Annotated in this window: 16 protein-coding genes and 2 tRNA genes; 12 read left to right on the top strand and 6 right to left on the bottom strand. The window is 72.3% G+C overall.

Annotated elements, in window-relative coordinates; all coding sequences use genetic code 11:
• The first annotated feature begins 12 nt into the window (after positions 1–12).
• Positions 13–843, top strand: coding sequence for an aminotransferase class IV (locus ACH4J0_RS18095; RefSeq protein ID WP_396241163.1), 831 nt, complete (start codon positions 13–15; stop codon positions 841–843).
• 76 nt (positions 844–919) lie between these two features.
• Complete coding sequence (locus ACH4J0_RS18090) at positions 920–1777, top strand: GNAT family N-acetyltransferase (RefSeq protein ID WP_396241161.1); 858 nt, start codon at positions 920–922, stop codon at positions 1775–1777.
• Positions 1778–1805: 28 nt separating this feature from the next.
• Here ACH4J0_RS18090 and ACH4J0_RS18085 read toward each other — a convergent pair whose 3' ends face one another.
• Entirely contained in the window at positions 1806–2306 is a 501-nt protein-coding gene (locus ACH4J0_RS18085) for a DsbA family protein (protein ID WP_396241159.1), read from the bottom strand.
• A gap of 111 nt (positions 2307–2417) precedes the next feature.
• Between ACH4J0_RS18085 and ACH4J0_RS18080 the strand changes: the two genes are divergently transcribed.
• On the top strand, positions 2418–2879 hold the full coding sequence (locus tag ACH4J0_RS18080; protein WP_396241157.1) for a hypothetical protein: 462 nt from the start codon (positions 2418–2420) through the stop codon (positions 2877–2879).
• A 68-nt stretch (positions 2880–2947) separates the two neighbouring features.
• Here ACH4J0_RS18080 and ACH4J0_RS18075 read toward each other — a convergent pair whose 3' ends face one another.
• Both ACH4J0_RS18075 and ACH4J0_RS18070 read right to left on the bottom strand, forming a co-directional pair.
• Positions 2948–3517 carry a CGNR zinc finger domain-containing protein gene (locus ACH4J0_RS18075; RefSeq protein WP_396241155.1) on the bottom strand — a complete coding sequence of 190 codons (570 nt, stop codon included), beginning with the start codon at positions 3515–3517 and terminating at the stop codon, positions 2948–2950.
• Between the two features lie 438 nt (positions 3518–3955).
• On the bottom strand, positions 3956–4369 hold the full coding sequence (locus ACH4J0_RS18070) for an SsgA family sporulation/cell division regulator (RefSeq protein WP_030056266.1): 414 nt from the start codon (positions 4367–4369) through the stop codon (positions 3956–3958).
• A 447-nt stretch (positions 4370–4816) separates the two neighbouring features.
• On the opposite strand from ACH4J0_RS18070, the gene ACH4J0_RS18065 reads away from it, so the two are divergent.
• Positions 4817–4888 (top strand) — tRNA-Val (locus tag ACH4J0_RS18065).
• 211 nt (positions 4889–5099) lie between these two features.
• A tRNA-Val gene (locus ACH4J0_RS18060) sits at positions 5100–5171 on the top strand.
• A 59-nt stretch (positions 5172–5230) separates the two neighbouring features.
• Here the strand turns inward: ACH4J0_RS18060 and ACH4J0_RS18055 are convergent.
• Entirely contained in the window at positions 5231–5998 is a 768-nt protein-coding gene (locus tag ACH4J0_RS18055; RefSeq protein WP_396241153.1) for a 3'-5' exonuclease, read from the bottom strand.
• A gap of 150 nt (positions 5999–6148) precedes the next feature.
• Between ACH4J0_RS18055 and ACH4J0_RS18050 the strand changes: the two genes are divergently transcribed.
• From ACH4J0_RS18050 to ACH4J0_RS18035, 4 genes are all read left to right on the top strand, one after another.
• Positions 6149–6703, top strand: coding sequence for a DUF4365 domain-containing protein (locus ACH4J0_RS18050; protein ID WP_396241151.1), 555 nt, complete (start codon positions 6149–6151; stop codon positions 6701–6703).
• A 32-nt stretch (positions 6704–6735) separates the two neighbouring features.
• Positions 6736–7902 (top strand): hypothetical protein, encoded by a 1167-nt coding sequence (locus tag ACH4J0_RS18045; protein WP_396241149.1) that lies wholly within the window; start codon positions 6736–6738, stop codon positions 7900–7902.
• Between the two features lie 88 nt (positions 7903–7990).
• The gene (gene thrS / locus ACH4J0_RS18040; RefSeq protein ID WP_396241147.1) at positions 7991–9970 is read left to right on the top strand and encodes a threonine--tRNA ligase; all 1980 of its coding nucleotides are present in this window, start codon (positions 7991–7993) and stop codon (positions 9968–9970) included.
• Positions 9971–10051: 81 nt separating this feature from the next.
• Positions 10052–10612 carry an HIT family protein gene (locus tag ACH4J0_RS18035; protein WP_396241145.1) on the top strand — a complete coding sequence of 187 codons (561 nt, stop codon included), beginning with the start codon at positions 10052–10054 and terminating at the stop codon, positions 10610–10612.
• 83 nt (positions 10613–10695) lie between these two features.
• On the opposite strand, the gene ACH4J0_RS18030 is transcribed toward ACH4J0_RS18035, so the two are convergent.
• Positions 10696–12342, bottom strand: coding sequence for a hypothetical protein (locus ACH4J0_RS18030; RefSeq protein WP_396241143.1), 1647 nt, complete (start codon positions 12340–12342; stop codon positions 10696–10698).
• 198 nt (positions 12343–12540) lie between these two features.
• Here ACH4J0_RS18030 and ACH4J0_RS18025 point away from each other — a divergent pair, with 198 nt between their 5' ends.
• Positions 12541–12984 (top strand): thiol-disulfide oxidoreductase DCC family protein, encoded by a 444-nt coding sequence (locus tag ACH4J0_RS18025; RefSeq protein ID WP_396241414.1) that lies wholly within the window; start codon positions 12541–12543, stop codon positions 12982–12984.
• Here the strand turns inward: ACH4J0_RS18025 and ACH4J0_RS18020 are convergent.
• The gene (locus ACH4J0_RS18020) at positions 12972–15020 is read right to left on the bottom strand and encodes an elongation factor G-like protein EF-G2 (RefSeq protein WP_396241141.1); all 2049 of its coding nucleotides are present in this window, start codon (positions 15018–15020) and stop codon (positions 12972–12974) included. The two genes, ACH4J0_RS18025 and ACH4J0_RS18020, sit on opposite strands and share 13 nt — an antisense overlap.
• Before the next feature lie 232 nt (positions 15021–15252).
• Here ACH4J0_RS18020 and pgsA point away from each other — a divergent pair, with 232 nt between their 5' ends.
• Both pgsA and ACH4J0_RS18010 read left to right on the top strand, forming a co-directional pair.
• Positions 15253–15900: a phosphatidylinositol phosphate synthase gene (gene pgsA / locus ACH4J0_RS18015; protein ID WP_030286338.1), complete on the top strand. Its 648-nt coding sequence runs from the start codon at positions 15253–15255 to the stop codon at positions 15898–15900.
• 16 nt (positions 15901–15916) lie between these two features.
• On the top strand, positions 15917–16882 hold the full coding sequence (locus tag ACH4J0_RS18010) for a phosphatidylinositol mannoside acyltransferase (RefSeq protein ID WP_396241139.1): 966 nt from the start codon (positions 15917–15919) through the stop codon (positions 16880–16882).
• Positions 16883–16900: the final 18 nt, after the last annotated feature.

Raw genomic sequence — 16900 nt, 5'->3', positions numbered from 1 at the left:
GAGCAGCCCTCGATGCACAACCGCACCACGAGCTGGGTCAACGGCACCCTCGTCGACTCCGCCGACGCCGCCGTCTCGGTCCTCGACCACGGCCTCACCACCGGCGACGGCGTCTTCGAGACCATGAAGGCCGTCGACGGCCGGGCCTTCGCGGTCACCCGCCACCTCGACCGGCTCACCCGCTCCGCCCGCGGCCTCGGCCTGCCCGACCCCGACCACGACCTGGTCCGAGAGGCCTGCGCCCGGGTCCTCGCCGCCAACCCGGCCCCGCTCGGCCGCCTGCGCGTCACCTACACCGGCGGCAACGCCCCGCTCGGCTCGGAGCGCGGCACCACCGGCCCCACCCTGGTCGTCGCCCTCGGCGCCATCCACCGCCGCCCCGACGAGACCGCCGTCGCCGTCGTCCCCTGGCGCCGCAACGAGCACAGCGCCGTCGCCGGCCTCAAGACCACCTCCTACGCGGAGAACGTCGTCGCCCTCGCCGCCGCCCACCGCGCCGGCGCCTCCGAGGCACTGTTCGCCAACACCGCCGGCCGGCTCTGCGAGGGCACCGGCTCCAACGTCTTCGTGGTCATCGGCGGCCGCCTGCTCACCCCCACCCTCGCCTCCGGCTGCCTGGCCGGCATCACCCGGCAGCTGGTCATCGACTGGTGCGGCGCCGAGGAGGCCGACCTCCCGCTCCGCGCCCTCCAGGACGCCGACGAGATCTTCCTGACCTCCACCACCCGCGACGTCCAGGCCGTCACCCGCGTCGACGACCGCGAACTGCCCGGCACCGGCCCGGTCACCGCCAAGGCCATGACCGTCTTCGCCGAGCGCAGCGGCGACGACCTCGACCCCTGATCCACCCCGGGGCAGCGCCCGAGCAGACGGAACGGGCGGCGCGGATAACCTTCCCGACGAAGGGAAGGGACCACCCATGACCACCACGCTGCGCCCCGAGGGCCCGGAGACACCCACTGCGGCCGGTGGCCGCACCAGACGCTGGCGGATCCTGAGCAACGGCCACCAGGTCGGCGGACTGCGCACCACCTCCACCCGTCACGGCGGTCAACTCTGGGGTGAGATATCGGAGTTGGAGATCGTCGAGGGTCGTGGCCGGGGGCGCGGCACCTTCGGCGCGCTGGCCGCGGAGGAGGTGCTGCGCACCTGGGGCTGCACCCGGGCGGACGTGGTCGTCCCCGAGTCCGCCCAGGTCGCCCGCGGACTCGCCGCCACCCTCGGCTACACCGAGCGGATGCGGAACCTGGGCAAGACCCTGGCCACCGCCCCCGCCCTGCCCGCCGGCGTCATCGCCCGCCCGATCGGCGCCGCGGAGTTCCCGGCGTGGCTCGACCGGGCTGCCCGGGAGTACGTCCGCTCCCTGGTGGACTCCGGTCTCACCGAGGAGCAGGCCCGGGCCAAATCGCACCTGGACCACCGCAACGTCCTCCAGCAGGGCGCCGACACCCCCGGCGTCGCCCTGCGCCGCCTCTACCGGGCGGGCGGCGACGACCGGACGGCCCCCGAGCCGCTCGGCTCGCTCTGGGTGGACCTCCACCTGCGCGACCTGCCGGACGGCACCCCGCTCGCCTGGGTCATGGTGGTCGAGGTGTCCCCGGCCCACCGGGGCCGGGGACACGGTCGCGCCCTGATGCTGCTCGCCGAACAGGAGTGCCTGGCCGCCGGGGTGCGCGAACTCGGCCTGAACGTCTTCTCCGGCAACGAGGTCGCCCTGCGGCTCTACGCCTCGCTCGGCTACCGGACCGTCAACCGCTGCTACGGCAAGCAGCTGTGAGGAATTGACGGGACGTCAGAACGCGGCGTCAGGAAGCCCGCGCCGCCTCGATGGCGGCGACGATCCGCTCGCGCAGCCCCTCCTGGCTCTTGCCGCCGTCCAGCCGCTCCCGGCCGATCACGTACGTCGGCGTGCCGGTGACCCCGATCGCCCTGCCCTCGGCCTGGTCGGCGTCCACGGTCAGCATGTGCCGGCCGTCGATCAGCGCGGTGTCGACCTCCTCGACGTCCGCCCCGACCTCCCGGGCCACCTCCAGCAACACCTGCTGCCCCCGCGCGTCCAGCTCCTCGACCCGCGCGAGCAGAGCCTCCACGAACGGCCACCCCAGCCCCTGGTCGAACGCCTCCTCGGCCGCCTCCGCCGCGGCGTAGGCGTGCTTGTGCTTCTCCAGCGGGAAGTGCCGCAGCTCCACGGAGAGTGCGTCGCCGTACTGCGCGCGCAGCGCCCGTACGTCGTCCAGCGCGGTGCGGCAGTCCGGGCACTGGAGGTCGCACCAGAACTCGAGGCGGGGGAGGGAACCATCGATCATCCCCCCAGTGTTCCACTAGTGGGTGCCCGCTCCCGCCCGGCGGTGCGCCCGAGGGCGGACCGAGAGGGAGGCACCGATGACCAGGACGATCGGAAGCGAAGGGGCCCACTCGTGCTGACCGCCGCGATCAGTTTCCTCCTCACGGCCGGCGGAGTGGCCGTCGCGGGCCAGCGGGCCTGGCGCCGGCGCTTCCTCTCGGCCACCCGCTGGTTCGCGGTGGCCCTGCTGCCCGCGGGGCTCTACCTGACCGGGCTGTTCCCGCTGGCGAGCACCATCGGCCGGGAGTTCGCCGACTGGGCGGCCAAGCTGGTGCTCGACCCCCGGGTGTGGGCCGGCATCGTGCTGCTCGGCGTCTCCGCCGCCTTGCTGGTCACCACCCGCTGGGTGGGCCGCCGCGGCGCCGTGGAGGCCCCGGCGGAGCGTCCGGCCGCCGCCGGACCGGCCCCCGAGCGCCCGGCGGTGGCCCAGGCACCCGAGGCGCCGAGGGCTCCCAAGAAGCAGACGGGCAAGCACGACGACGGCCTCGGCGACTTCGCCGACATCGAGGAGATCCTCCGCAAGCGCGGCATCTGAGCCGCGCCCACGGGCCCGCGGGCGCACAGCCGGGCACTCGGGCACCCTGGCCCACCGGCCGGAGCGCGTCAGGCGGAGGCGACGGCCTCCGCCGACCGCTGCCGCGCCCGGTAGGCGGCGACGTGCAGCCGGTTGCCGCAGGTGCGGCTGTCGCAGTAGCGCCGCGAGCGGTTCCGGGAGAGGTCCACGAAGACCCGCGCGCAGTCCGGCGCCTCGCACCGGCGCAGCCGCTCCCGCTCGCCCGCCATCAGGATGAAGGCCAGCGCCATGCCCAGCTCGGCCGCGAGGTGGGGGCCGAGCGCGGCGTGCGGCGCGAAGTAGTGGATGTGCCAGTCGTGGTGGTCGTGGTTGACCAGCCGGGGCGTCGTCCCGGCGGCCGCGACGATCGCGTTGACCAGCTCGGCGGCCTCTTCGGTGGACTCCGTCCCGAAGACCTCGCGCAGCCGGGTGCGCAGTTCCTGCACCTGGTGCAGGTCGTCCTCGGTGAGCGAGTCGATCTCGCTGATCTCCTGGCGGTCCACGAAGGCGTCCAGTGCGGCGACGTCCGGCAGCCGCTCGTCTCCGCACACCTCGGGTGCGGTGTTGAGCAGATCGACGAGGATGCTCAGCGCGCACTCGGTGTCATGGGTGATCAGCACGTTGGGACTCCTCGCGCAGGGGGACTCCGGTACCCCGCGTCCACGGTTACCCCAGACCATACCGGCCCTTGCGGCATAAGGGCGGCGCCTTTGTTCGAAGGCTTGTACGGATCCCGTCAGAGTGGCCCAAAGCGGTCGCCGGGCCCGCGCCGAGTCCCGCGGTGGACCCCCCGGGGGAGGCGCGTAGGGCCGTCGGAGGAGAGGAAGGACGAAGGCGCCCGGCAACGAGGCCGGCCACCCGTACGGATGGCCGGCTCCGGTGCCGGGCGCCTGCGGTGCTGGGGGCCCGCTCCGAGGGGAGCGGGCCGTTCACCGGCCCCGAGACCGCGTCGCGCGCGGCTGAGTCCGCTGCCGTGCCCCCGAGTAGGACGGCCGCGATGACAGCAGGCAGGAAACACGGCCCCGCCGACAGCGGGGCTGCACCGCCTGCGGGCGGGATCAGCTTTCGGCGAGGATGTGGGACAGCTCCCGGTCGAGGTCGAAGTGACGGTGTTCGGTGCCGGGGGGCACCGCGGCGTCCGTCCGCTTGAGGAACGACTCAAGCGCCCGGGCCGGGGCCTCCAGCAGGGCTTCTCCTTCCGGAGAGCTCAGTGCGATGCAGACCACCCCTTGCCCGTGGCTGCGCGACGGCCACACCCGGACGTCGCCGGTACCGGTGGGTCGATGCAGCCCCTCCGCGAGGAGATCTCGGGCGAACACCCACTCCACGGTCTCGTCGGCGCCCGTGTGGAACGTGGCGTGCACGGCGTAGGGGTCGGCGGTGTCGTAGCGAAGGCCCGCGGGGACGGGCAGTGAGGACTCGCTGGACACGATGAGGCGCAGGTGCAGCTCGCAGCTGACCGTGGTGTTCATAAGCGCCATGGCCTTTCGCTCAGTGTGCGCTCGGGGAATCGCACGTCGGCGAACGGACCATCCCACCTCCAAGACCGATGTAAACCCCTCTGTCCCGATTCGGGCGCGAGTCGTACCCCTTACGGCGCATTGCGGAATCGTCGCGGAGTACCCGCCCGGGGCATTACCGGCGGTTCTTCTCTGGTGGATTCCGGGCCGGCCCGTACCCCTCCTGTACGAAGCACCGAGAGGGCTGGGAACAGGGGAGCGGGTGGTGCGGCCGGGCCCGACGAGTCGTGCGTGCGGGCGGGAGGCGTGGGCGGTGGAGGGAGGCGGAGGTGCGGCTCGGGGCCCTTGGGCGCAGGGGCTGGGGCGGACGGGGGCCGCCGGGGAGCCCGGGGCGGGGGCGGTGGGAGGGCGGGGTGTTCGGAGCACCCTCCGGGATGCGGTAATGTTTTCCCTGCACCCGGGCGATTAGCTCAGCGGGAGAGCACTTCGTTCACACCGAAGGGGTCACTGGTTCGATCCCAGTATCGCCCACCGGAATGCATTGTGATATGTGAGGCCCAGTCGATTATCGGCTGGGCCTCACATGTATTTCCGGAATCCCCTCGGAGTGCCGGCCGCAAATCCGGCTGAGGGTCAGTCACCTTCCGCGCGGAGCGCGAGTTCTGTGGTTCTGTCGGCCGTACTCCGGAAGAGCGAGTTGTACGACCGCCCCCGATTGGTGCTACAGTTCTTCTCGTTGCCCGGGCGATTAGCTCAGCGGGAGAGCACTTCGTTCACACCGAAGGGGTCACTGGTTCGATCCCAGTATCGCCCACCGGACAGCACGCAGGCCCCGACCAGGAAACCGGTCGGGGCCTGCGGCGTTCCCGGGGCCTACGCGGCCGCCTCGCAACCGTGTTCGGGCTCCATCCGGCGGCCGCAGGCGCACCGTGCCGGCCGCAGCGGCCAGGACAGGTCCACCCGCTCCGGCGCCCCCGACCGGTCGAACCAGGCCTGTAGCCCGCGCGCCTGCGCCGCGTGCCAGACCGCCTGCCGCAGGTGCAGCTCCGCCGCCGACAGTCCGCCGAGCGCCGCCGGGTAGCGGGCGCCTATTCGCCGGATCAGCGACATGGCCGCCGTCGCGTCCGCCGCCGCGTCGTGCGCCCCGGTGAGGTCCACCCCGTAGTGGGCGCACAGGTCGGTAAGCGTCCGGCGGCCCTTGCGGTAGCGGTCCACGTGCTTGTCCAGCACCCGTGGATCCAGCACCACCAGCCCGGCCCCGTCCAGCCCGGCGTTCAGCGTCAGCCCGTGGTGGCGGCGCAACTCCCGGTCCAGCAGCGTCAGATCGTAGGGCGCGTTCATCACCACCACCGGGCGGCCGGCCCGCGCCTGGGCCGCCAGGGCGCGGGTGACCTCCGCCACCACCACCCGGGCAGGCCGGCCGTGCGCCCGGACCCGCTCGTCGGTGATGCCGTGCACCGCCCGGGCGCCGTCCGGGATCGGCACGCCCGGGTCGGCGAGCCAGGTGGTGGTCTGCGCCGGTGCGCCCGGGGCGAGTTGGACGACCAGGGCGGCCGAGACGATTCGATCGGTCTCCACGTCCACGCCGGTGGTCTCGGTGTCGAAGGAAGCGAGTGGGCCGGTGTACCAGTGCTGCTGCATGACTGCCCCTCAGGCGTGCGATCCGCGCCCAGGTGATACCCGTTCCTGACGCCCGCTCAACCCGTTTGGCCCAGCCCCGACCGGGGATCCTGCCCACGACAGTCCCGTCCGGATCCGGACGGGCCCGGAGCCGGGGGAGGCCACGGGGGGATGGCACTGACCCAGCCGCAGCCCGACGGGGCGGCGGCCGCACTCAGGGGGAACCTCGCGGTCACCGCCTGCATGGAGACGCTGCAGGTCGGCTACCTGCACGCGGTCGCCGCCGCGGCCGGCTGCTCGCTCTCCCAGCCGTTCCCGGACAACGGCATCGACTGGCAGGTCAGCCACGGCCACCGGGAACACGAGGTGGACGACGAGGTCACCATCAAGATCCAGCTCAAGGCGACCCAGCAGATCGCGCCCGATCCGGCCGGGCCGTTCTTCAGCTTCACCCTGGACAACGACCACCTGCGCAAGCTCGCCCGCGCCCGGGTCGCCGTCCCGCGCATCCTGGTCGTGATGCTGCTGCCCCGCCGGGTCGACCACTGGCTCCGGGCCCGCCCGGACGCCCTCGAACTGCGGCACTGCTGCTACTGGGTCAACCTGGCCGGCCACCCCGTCACCGGGCAGCGGCGCACCAACGTCCGGGTCCCCACCGACAAGGTCTTCGACGACCGCGCGCTCTGCGACATCATGGCCCGGGTCGGGGCGGGCGACAGCCCGTGACCACCCGGCCCCGGCAGCGAGGAACCACGCCCATGACACTGCCGCACGGACCGGACGGCCACACCCCGGCCCTGCCGGACCCGGCCACCGTCGACCCCGCGGTGCTCGCCACCCTGCTCGCCCGGCACGGCTGGATCCGCCGTGGCGGACCCGCCGCCCGGTACGGCCGCTGGACCCCGCCCGACGGCGAGCCCGGCACCAGCCTCCTCGTCCCCACCGGGGACGGCTTCGACGACGCGGTCGAACTCCTCACCGACGCCGTCACCGCCCTCTCCCGCTCCAGCACCCCCTCCGCCCGCTCGATCCTGCTCGCCCTCGCCGTCCCCGGCGACGAGCTGAGCTGGCGTCGCGAACTGCCCGGCCCCGCCGATGCCACCCCCTGGGACGACGCCGAACGGCTCCAGCGGGCAGCCCGCGCGATGCTCGCCGCCGGGGCCAAGGCCGGGCGCACCAGCGCCGCCTACTACGGCGCCCGGCTGGACGGCCTCGCCGGGGACTTCCTGGACCGGGTCCTGCTCGTCGAACAGGGCGTCGTCGACCAGGGCGCGGCCCTCACCGCCTACACCCCCGCCCCAGAGGGCCGGACCGCCGTCACCACGCTCGTCCGCGCCCTGGAGGCGCTGCGCGACGCCGTCGACTACCGGAGGGTCAGCGGAGGGCCCGAGGCCTTCGGGAACGCCGTCCGGTCCGGAGTCAGCCGGGAACTCGTCCAGTCGGTCGAGGACCTGGTGCGCGGTGCCACCGCCGCCCGGCTCACCGTCGCCTGGTCACCCGCCGCCGGAACCCCGGGCGGTTTCGGTGACCGCCGGATCGACCTCGACTTCTCACCCGGCGACCTGCCCGCCCTGACCGAGGCCGCCGAACTGCTGGAACGTATCGAGCCCGCCGTCGACGTCACCGTGGTCGCCGTGGTGGTCCGGCTCAAGCGCGCCGACCCCTCAGGACCGGGCTCGGTGCGGCTGCGGGTGCTCGACGGAGCCGAGGTCCGCGAACTCAAGCTGCGCCTGCCCGACCCCGACTACCGGCTCGCCGCCGAGGCCCACCTCTCCGGGGTCCCGGTCCGGGTCTCCGGCCGCCTGGAGCGGCGCGACGGATTCCGCCGGCTGACCCGGCCGCACGGCCTGGAGCTGTGCGGTTGGGGGGAGGGCGAGCGCGAGCGGCTGCTCAAGGGGCTCCAGGAAAGGGGAGAGCGGACGTAGGTGCGCGGTGCGGGTGGCGCTCTCGGTACCATCGTCACGCGCAGCGCAGTGTTGCGTCCTCTGAAATCCAGCACGTCAGGAGAGACCGGTGACGGACGTCCGGGTAATCATCAGCCGCGAACCCGATCGGGAAGAGCGCGTGGTGACGACGGGCACTACGGCCGCCGAGCTCTTCGCCGACGACCGCTCGGTCATCGCCGCCCGCGTCGGCGGCCAGCTCAGGGACCTCGCCCACGTCCTCCAGGACGGCGAGGAGGTCGAGCCGGTCGCGATCGACAGCAAGGACGGCCTCGACATCCTGCGCCACTCCACCGCGCACGTCATGGCCCAGGCCGTGCAGCAGCTCTACCCCGAGGCCAAGCTCGGCATCGGTCCGCCGGTCAAGGACGGCTTCTACTACGACTTCGACGTCGAGAAGCCCTTCCACCCCGATGACCTCAAGGCCATCGAGAAGAAGATGCAGGAGATCATCAAGCGCGGGCAGAAGTTCTCCCGCCGCGTGGTCACCGACGAGTCCGCCCGCGAGGAGCTCGCCGCCGAGCCGTACAAGCTCGAGCTGATCGGCCTCAAGGGCTCCGCCGCCACCGCCGGCGAGGGTGCCGACGTCGAGGTCGGCGCCGGTGAGCTCACCATCTACGACAACCTGGACGCCAAGAGCGGCGAGCAGTGCTGGGGCGACCTCTGCCGCGGCCCGCACCTGCCCAGCACCCGCCACATCCCGGCGTTCAAGCTGATGCGCAACGCGGCCGCCTACTGGCGCGGCAGCGAGAAGAACCCGATGCTGCAGCGCATCTACGGCACCGCCTGGCCGACCAAGGACGAGCTCAAGGCCCACCTGGACTTCCTCGTCGAGGCCGAGAAGCGCGACCACCGCAAGCTCGGCAACGAGCTCGACCTCTTCTCCATCCCCGAGGAGATCGGCTCCGGCCTCGCCGTCTTCCACCCCAAGGGCGGCATCATCCGCCGCGCCATGGAGGACTACTCGCGCAAGCGGCACGAGGAGGAGGGCTACGAGTTCGTCTACACCCCGCACGCCACCAAGGGGAAGCTCTTCGAGAAGAGCGGCCACCTCGACTGGTACGCGGACGGCATGTACCCGCCCATGCAGCTCGACGAGGGCGTGGACTACTACCTCAAGCCGATGAACTGCCCGATGCACAACCTGATCTTCGACGCGCGCGGCCGCTCGTACCGTGAACTGCCGCTGCGCCTCTTCGAGTTCGGGACGGTGTACCGCTACGAGAAGTCGGGTGTCGTGCACGGTCTGACCCGTGCCCGCGGCTTCACGCAGGACGACGCCCACATCTACTGCACCCGCGAGCAGATGGCGGACGAGCTCGACTCGACCCTGACCTTCGTGCTCAACCTGCTTCGTGACTACGGTCTGACCGACTTCTACCTGGAGCTGTCGACCAAGGACCCGGAGAAGTTCGTCGGCTCGGACGAGACCTGGGAGGAGGCCACCCGGGTCCTCGCCGCCGTGGCCGAGAAGCAGGGGCTGCCGCTGGTTCCGGACCCGGGTGGCGCGGCCTTCTACGGCCCGAAGATCTCGGTGCAGGCCAAGGACGCCATCGGCCGTACCTGGCAGATGTCGACCATCCAGCTCGACTTCAACCTGCCGGAGCGCTTCGACCTGGAGTACACCGCGGCGGACGGCTCGCGTCAGCGGCCGGTCATGATCCACCGCGCGCTGTTCGGTTCGATCGAGCGCTTCTTCGCGGTGCTGCTGGAGCACTACGCCGGTGCCATGCCGCCGTGGCTGGCCCCGGTCACCGTGACCGGCATCCCGATCACCGACGAGCACGTGCCGTACCTGCTGGATGTCGCGGCCGAGCTGAAGAAGCACGGGATCCGCGTCGAGGTGGACACCTCGGACGACCGCATGCAGAAGAAGATCAGGAACGCTCAGAAGACCAAGGTTCCGTTCATGCTGATCGCCGGCAACGACGACGTCGAGGCGGGCGCGGTCTCCTTCCGCTACCGCAACGGCGAGCAGAAGAACGGTGTGCCGGTGGCCGAGGCCGTCGCCGAGATCGTGGACGCGGTGAAGAACCGCATCCAGGTGTGACGCCGTAGTCGGACGATCGCGTGCGGGGCGGGCTCTCCAGGAGTCTGCCCCGCACGGCTTCGCAAGCACGGTTGGGCGAATATGCTGATCAGCATGACGACTGAGCCGGAACTGCAGCGGGGTGTCGGTGAGCCGGACGGCTTCCGCCGCCTGTGGACCCCCCATCGGATGGCGTACATCCAGGGTGAGAACAAGCCCACCGGCCCGGCTCCGGACGACGGTTGTCCGTTCTGCTCGATCCCGTCGCTGAGCGACGAGGACGGGCTGATCATCGCCCGGGGGAGCTCCGTGTTCGCGGTGCTGAACCTGTACCCGTACAACGGCGGGCACCTGATGGTGGTCCCGTACCGGCACGTGGCCGACTACACCGACCTCGACGAGGCGGAGACGGCCGAGCTGGCGGACTTCACCAAGCGGGCGATGACCGCGCTGCGCGCGGCCTCGGGGGCGCACGGGTTCAACATCGGGATGAACCAGGGCGCGGCCGCCGGGGCCGGGATCGCCGCGCACCTGCACCAGCACGTGGTGCCGCGCTGGGGCGGGGACACCAACTTCATGCCGGTGGTCGGCCACACCAAGGTGCTGCCGCAGCTGCTGGCGGACACCCGCAAGATGCTGGCCGAGGTCTGGCCGCAGGGCTGAGTCCGCGGGACGCGAAACACAGGAGGGGCCCGCCACCGGGGAGTTCGGTGGCGGGCCCCTCTCGGTGCGTCCGGGAGCCGGAATCAGCCGGCGTCGAACTGGTCGACCTTGTAGGGGCGGCTGCCCTGGGCCTCGGACTTGATGATCGAGGTGCGGTTCTTGAAGAAGCGGTCGGCGTCCAGGTCGTGCTCCTGGAGGAACTCCAGGGTGGCGGTGTGCACCGCGTTGAGCACCGGGACGGAGGCGTTGAGCGCGTTGTCGACCATGGAGCGGTTGTTCCAGGCGGTGGCGACCCAGGCGTGCCGCAGCCCGAAGGGTTCGGGCAGGCCGAGGCCGCCGCCGAGCCAGCCGAGCAGGCCGGGCATCCGGTGGAAGGGGGCGCGGACGGCCTGGCGGACCACCTCGTCGTTGTCGATCAACGGGAGTTTGACGGTGCGCTCCTCCCAGAACTTCACCGTCTTGGCGATCGTCTTCTCCTTGTCCTTCGGCTTGTCGAAGAAGACGCCCTTGACCGGGCCGAGCGCGTAGCCGGCCACCGAGATGCTGAGCACGTTGGCGAGCAGCGTCACCGTGACGGTGAAGGTGATGACCAGCTTGCCGTCGTGGGTGATGAACTGGGTGGCCAGGTAGTGCCGGGGGCCGCCGGGGAAGGTCTGCTTGTCGGCGATGCTCTGCACGGCGAAGTCGCGCATCCGCTCGCCGTCCATGTCGGCGCCGCCGGGACGGCTGATCTCGTCGGCGCCCTCGCTGACGTCGAAGACCACCCACTGCTTGATGGCGACGTTGGGGATGCCGCTGTTGGCGACGTGGCTGACGCCGAGGCCCTTGAGGTGGGCGGAGATCCGGCGGACCAGGTCCCAGGGGTGGAAGGCGCGGAAGTCGGCGTGGCCCTCGGCGGGGTGGAGGGTGTCGGCGAGGCGCCACTCGCCCCAGCGGCGGCCGGCGCCGAGGATGCCCTTGGGGCCGGCGTAGTGGTGGACGTTGGTCTCCTGCTCGGCGTCCAGGCGGCCGAGCTTGTCGCGCAGCTCGTTGGCCTTCTTGTCCAGGTCGTCGCGGGGGACGGCCTTGGCGACGGTCGCGGCGACGGCGCTGCCCTCGACCAGGGCCTGCCAGCGCCCGCGGAGGTCCTTGGCGGAGCGCTCGACGATGCGGCGGGCGAGGTACCAGCCGAGCACCGGGGCGAGCATGGTGATCCGCAGGTAGATGCCGAGGGCGCCGTCCGCCGGGGGGCGGAGCAGCAGGAAGGCGGCGAGGACGGCGGCGGCGATGAGGGCGAGGGCGCCGTAGGTGTCGGCGCCGCGGGCGTTGTCCCGCTTGAGCCAGGCACGCAGTTGGAAGGCACCGAGCCAGATCAGGGTGCCGGGGAGGAACAGCAGGCCGGTGGCGACGGTGACGGTGCTGAGCTGCCGGTCGCGGGCGTGGCGCAGTTCCTCGGCGGCCAGGCAGTGTTCGACGACCTGGCGGGTGTCGACGCCGAAGGACGGGACGAGGGGTTTGCGGTCGCCGCCGAGGGCGCGGGAGATCATCGCCTTGCTGAACGCCTCGCCGACGTTGGGGCGGAAGAGGGCGAAGCGGCCCTTCTTCTCCTTGGCGTCGGTGACGTCGTCGACGAACTTGCCGATCTCGCCGTCGCGGTAGGCGGCCGAGGAGAGCGCCTGGGTGACGGCGGTCTGCGGGCCGGCGTCAGTCCGGGGTATCTGCGCACCCGGGGTCATGTCGAGTGTGGGCACGGTGGCGTCTGCTCCTCCCCTTGTCAGCGGCAGGTTACCGTGCCGTGGCACCCCCGCGCGGATGATCGTCTGAAGTACCGTCACGAACCGGTGCGTTCCGGCCGTACCCGGCCTGGAAGGCATGATGCCCAGCTTCGGCCGGGTCGATACCCGCGCGAACCACCGGTGTGGTGGTGGAGGAGGATGAGGGTGAAGCCGATGAAGGGGGTTGCCGTGAAGGATCCGGTGCTGGTTTTCGACGGGGACTGCGCGTTCTGCTCGTCCTGTGTGCGCTGGGGGGAGAAGTACCTGCGGCAGACGCTGGCCTCGGGGGGCTGGGAGGCGGTGCCGTTCCAGTTCGCGGAGCTGGCGGAGTTGGACGCGCTGGCGGGCGGCCGCGGTGAGGTGTCGCCGGAACGGGCCGAGCGCGAGGTGCTGTGGGTGACGCCGGCGGGCCGGGTGTACGGGGGCGCGCAGGCGGTGGCGCGGCTGTTGATGCGCTCCGGGGGCGCGTGGGCGTACCTGGGCGCGCTGATGGCGTTGGGGCCGGTGCGTCCGGTGACGGGTGCGGTGTACCGCTGGGTGTCGCGCAACCGGCACCGGATGCCGGGGGGTACGACGGCGTGTGCGCTGCCGAACCGGAGGCCCGCTCAGCCGGTGTAGCGGTCGGCCAGGGCGGTGGGCATGGGTTCGTGGCGCAGGTAGGCGCGGGAGAACTCGGCGGTGCCGTGGGTGAGTGAGCGCAGGTCGACCGGGTAGCGGACGAGTTCGAGTTCCGGGACCTCGGCGCGCAGCAGGGTGAGGCCCTGGCCGCCGGTCTCGGTGCCGAGGACGCGGCCGCGGCGGGCGGAGAGGTCGCCGAGGACGGCGCCGAGGTACTCGTCGGGCAGCAGGATGCTGACGGCGGCGACGGGTTCGAGCAGGCGGATGACGGCGTGCTCGGCGGCGTCGCGCAGGGCGAGGGCGGCGGCGTTCTGGAAGGAGGCGTCGGAGGAGTCGACGGAGTGCGCCTTGCCGTCGGTGAGGGTCACCCGGACGTCGACGAGGGGGTGTCCGGTGGCGACGCCCTTGGCGAGTTGGGCGCGCACGCCCTTCTCGACGGAGGGGATGAAGTGCTTGGGGACGGCGCCGCCGACGACGTGTTCCTGGAACTCGAAGCCGGCGCCGGCCGGGAGGGGTTCGACCTCCAGGTCGCAGATGGCGTACTGGCCGTGGCCGCCGGACTGCTTGACGAGCCGGCCGTGGCCGACGGCGGCGGTGCCGAAGGTCTCGCGCAGGGCGACCTTGGGTTCGACGGTGTCGACGTGGACGCCGTGGCGGGTGCGCAGCCGGTCGAGGACGACCTCGGCGTGGGCCTCGCCGGTGCACCAGAGGACGAGCTGGTGGGTGTCGGGGTTCTGTTCGAGCCGTAGGGCCGGGTCCTCGGCGCCGAGCCGGGTGAGGGCTTGGGAGAGCTTGTCGTCGTCGGCCTTGCTGTGGGCCTCGACGGCGATCGGCAGCAGGGGTTCGGGCAGGGTCCAGGCGTCGAGCTCGACGGGGTGGCCGGGGTCGTGGACGGTGTCGCCGGCCCGGGCGGTGGTGAGTTTGGCGGCGCAGACGAGGTCGCCGGCGACGGCGTGCGGGACAGGGCGCTGGAGTTTGCCGAAGGGGCTGGTGAGCCCGGTGACGCGTTCGTCGCCGTTCTGGTCGGCGGTGTGGGCGGGGCCGGCGAGGTGGATCTTGGTGTCGGGGCGCAGGGTGCCGGCGTACAGGCGCAGCAGGCTGATCCGGCCGACGTAGGCGTCGCCGGTGACGCGGATGACCTGGGCGGCGAGCGGGGCGTCGGGGTCGCAGTCGGGGGCCGGGCGGGTGCGTTCGGTGGGGTTCGGGAAGGTGTGGGCGATCAGGTCGAGGAGTTCGGCGGCGCCTAGCCCGTTCTCGCTGGTGGGAACGGCGGGGTGGAGGGCGCAGCTGAGGACTTCGCGGCGCATTCCGGCTTCGAGGGCGTCGGTGTCGAGGGGGTCGCCGGAGAGGTAGCGCTCCATGAGGGCGTCGTCCTGGCCGGAGATGGCTTCGACGAGGCTGTCGTGGGCGGGCCCCGTGTCGGGGAGGGGGGTGGCGTCACCGTAGGTGTCGCCGGTGAGGAGGTCGACGCTGCCGTCGGGGTGTCCGTCGTGGAGGACGGGCAGGAAGAGCGGGCGCAGGGTGTCCGGGCCCAGTTCGAAGGCGTCGTGGCAGGTGGTGAGGATGTCCTCGAAGCCGGTGCGGGCGAGGTCGAGCTTGGCGACGGCGATGGCACGGGGGATGCCCTCGGCGGCGCACTCGCGCCAGAGGGTGCGGGTGGGGGCGGTGACCGGGTCGGTGGCCGAGACGACGAAGACGGCGGCGTCGGCGGCGTGCAGGGCGGCGCGCAGGTCGGCGGCGAAGTCGGGGTGGCCGGGCGGGTCGATCAGGTTGATCTTGACGCCCTTCCATTCGAGCGGGAGCAGGGAGAGCTGGACGGAGCGCTGCTGCTGGTGCTCGATGTCCTCGTGGTCGGAGACGGTGGTGCCGTCGGTGACGCGTCCGGCGCGGCCGGTGGCGCCGGCGGCGAGGGCGAGGGATTCGGCGAGGGTGGTCTTGCCCACACCGCTGGAGCCGATGAGGACGACGTTGCGCAGGTCCTGGGGGCCGGTGACGGCGGGCGCCTGGCCGGCTCGTGCGGTGCTGCGGTCGGGCATCGGGGTCTCCTCCCGTGGCGCCGAGGCTGTCCCTCGCAGTCTAGGGTCGGGTGTCGTCCGGGCGCGTGTTGTGTGACCGTCCGTGTGCGGGGTGCCGTCCGGCGGTGCCTGAGACGGAGGGTGTCCCGGGCGTGGCTACGATGGGTGCGCCGGGCGGGCTCATTCGTCCGGCCGTCTGCCGCGCGTGCTGCGCCAGGCGGGTACCTGGGAGATCGGAGCGGCTGGGAAGGCCATGCTCAACAAATACGCGCGTGCCTTCTTCACACGTGTTCTGACCCCGTTCGCCGCGTTCCTGATCCGGTTGGGGGTGAGCCCGGATGCCGTGACGCTGATCGGTACCGCCGGTTCGGTGGCCGGTGCGCTGGTGTTCTTCCCGCGTGGGGAGTTCTTCTGGGGCACCATCACGATCACGCTGTTCATCTTCTCGGACCTGGTGGACGGGAACATGGCCCGGCAGCTGGGCCGGAGCAGCAAGTGGGGGGCGTTCCTGGACTCCACGCTGGACCGGGTCGCGGACGCGGCGATCTTCGGTGGTCTGGCGATGTGGTACGCGGGCAAGGGTGACAACAACCTGCTGTGCGCGGTGGCGATCTTCTGTCTGGCCAGTGGTCTGGTGGTGTCGTACACCAAGGCGCGGGCGGAGAGCCAGGGCCTGCCGTGTGACGTGTCGGGGCTGGTGGAGCGGGCCGAGCGGTTGGTGATCAGCCTGGTGGCGGCCGGGGTCGCGGGTCTGCACGAGTTCGGGGTGCCGTACGTGGAGTGGCTGCTGCCGGTGGCGCTGTGGCTGGTGGCGGCGGGCAGCCTGGTGACGGTGTTCCAGCGGATGCTGACCGTGCGCCGGGAGGCGTTCGAGGCCGACCGAGCGGCGGCCGGGAGTTGACGGGGGGCGTCCTGCGGTGACGGACCGACTGGTGTACTGGGCGTACGCGCTGGGGTGGGCGGTGCTGAAGCACCTGCCGGAGCCGGTGGCGCGGTGGCTGTTCGACCGGCTGGCGGACTACGCCTGGCGCCGCCGGGGTCCGCGGGTGCGCCAGCTGGAGGCGAACCTGCGCCGGGTGCGGCCGGGGCTGCACGAGGCGGCGCTGCGGCGGTTGTCGCGGGCCGGGATGCGTTCGTACCTGCGGTACTGGATGGAGTCCTTCCGGCTGCCGGTGTGGAGCCGGGAGCGGGTCCTGCGGGACGTCCGGGTGGACGGCCTGGAGCGCCTGGAGGAGGCGCTGGAGTCCGGGCGGGGCGTGGTGGTGGCGCTGCCGCACATGGGCAACTGGGACCTGGCGGGCACCTGGATAGCGCACCTGGGGCACCCGTTCACCACGGTCGCCGAGCGGCTGAAGCCGGAGCGGCTGTTCGACCGGTTCGTCGCGTTCCGGGAGGGCCAGGGCATGGAGGTCCTGGCACTGACCGGGGGCGGGGTGAACGTGATCGGCACGCTGGCGCGGCGACTGCGCGAGGGCAGGCTGGTCTGCCTGGTGGGGGACCGGGACCTCTCGGAGGCGGGCCTCCAGGTGTCGTTCTTCGGCGAGCCGACCCGGATGCCGGCCGGGCCGGCGGCGCTGTGCCAGCGCACCGGGGCGGCGTTGCTGCCGGCGACGCTGTGGTACGACGGGCCGGTGCTGCGCGGGATGATCCACCCCGAGGTGCCGGTGCCCCAGGAGGGTGACCGCAAGGCGCGGACGCTGGCGATGACCCAGGCGATGGCGGACGTGTGGCAGCGCGGGATCAGCGAGCACCCGCAGGACTGGCACATGCTGCAGAAGTTCTGGCTGGCCGACCTGCCGGCCCGTGAGACGGTGGGGGGCGGCTCCGCCGGGGTGCGTCCCGAGCCTGCCGCGGAGTCCGCCGCCGAGGCTTCCGGGGCCTGAGCCCGGCCCGTACGACCT

The sequence above is a fragment of the Kitasatospora sp. NPDC017646 genome (genome assembly GCF_044329365.1).
Lineage (GTDB): Bacteria > Actinomycetota > Actinomycetes > Streptomycetales > Streptomycetaceae > Kitasatospora.
This window is presented reverse-complemented; position numbering and strand designations above follow the sequence as displayed.

Excerpts from the sequence above, each read along its gene's own strand:
- ACH4J0_RS18090 (WP_396241161.1), top strand. The coding sequence starts at position 920 with ATGACCACCACGCTGCGCCCCGAGGGCCCGGAGACACCCACTGCGGCC.
- ACH4J0_RS18020 (WP_396241141.1), bottom strand. The coding sequence starts at position 15,020 with ATGCCCGACCGCAGCACCGCACGAGCCGGCCAGGCGCCCGCCGTCACC.
- ACH4J0_RS18085 (WP_396241159.1), bottom strand. The coding sequence starts at position 2,306 with ATGATCGATGGTTCCCTCCCCCGCCTCGAGTTCTGGTGCGACCTCCAG.
- ACH4J0_RS18070 (WP_030056266.1), bottom strand. The coding sequence starts at position 4,369 with ATGAACACCACGGTCAGCTGCGAGCTGCACCTGCGCCTCATCGTGTCC.
- ACH4J0_RS18055 (WP_396241153.1), bottom strand. The coding sequence starts at position 5,998 with ATGCAGCAGCACTGGTACACCGGCCCACTCGCTTCCTTCGACACCGAG.
- ACH4J0_RS18025 (WP_396241414.1), top strand. The coding sequence starts at position 12,541 with ATGAAGGGGGTTGCCGTGAAGGATCCGGTGCTGGTTTTCGACGGGGAC.
- ACH4J0_RS18050 (WP_396241151.1), top strand. The coding sequence starts at position 6,149 with ATGGCACTGACCCAGCCGCAGCCCGACGGGGCGGCGGCCGCACTCAGG.
- ACH4J0_RS18095 (WP_396241163.1), top strand. The coding sequence starts at position 13 with ATGCACAACCGCACCACGAGCTGGGTCAACGGCACCCTCGTCGACTCC.
- ACH4J0_RS18035 (WP_396241145.1), top strand. The coding sequence starts at position 10,052 with ATGCTGATCAGCATGACGACTGAGCCGGAACTGCAGCGGGGTGTCGGT.
- ACH4J0_RS18045 (WP_396241149.1), top strand. The coding sequence starts at position 6,736 with ATGACACTGCCGCACGGACCGGACGGCCACACCCCGGCCCTGCCGGAC.
- pgsA (WP_030286338.1), top strand. The coding sequence starts at position 15,253 with ATGCTCAACAAATACGCGCGTGCCTTCTTCACACGTGTTCTGACCCCG.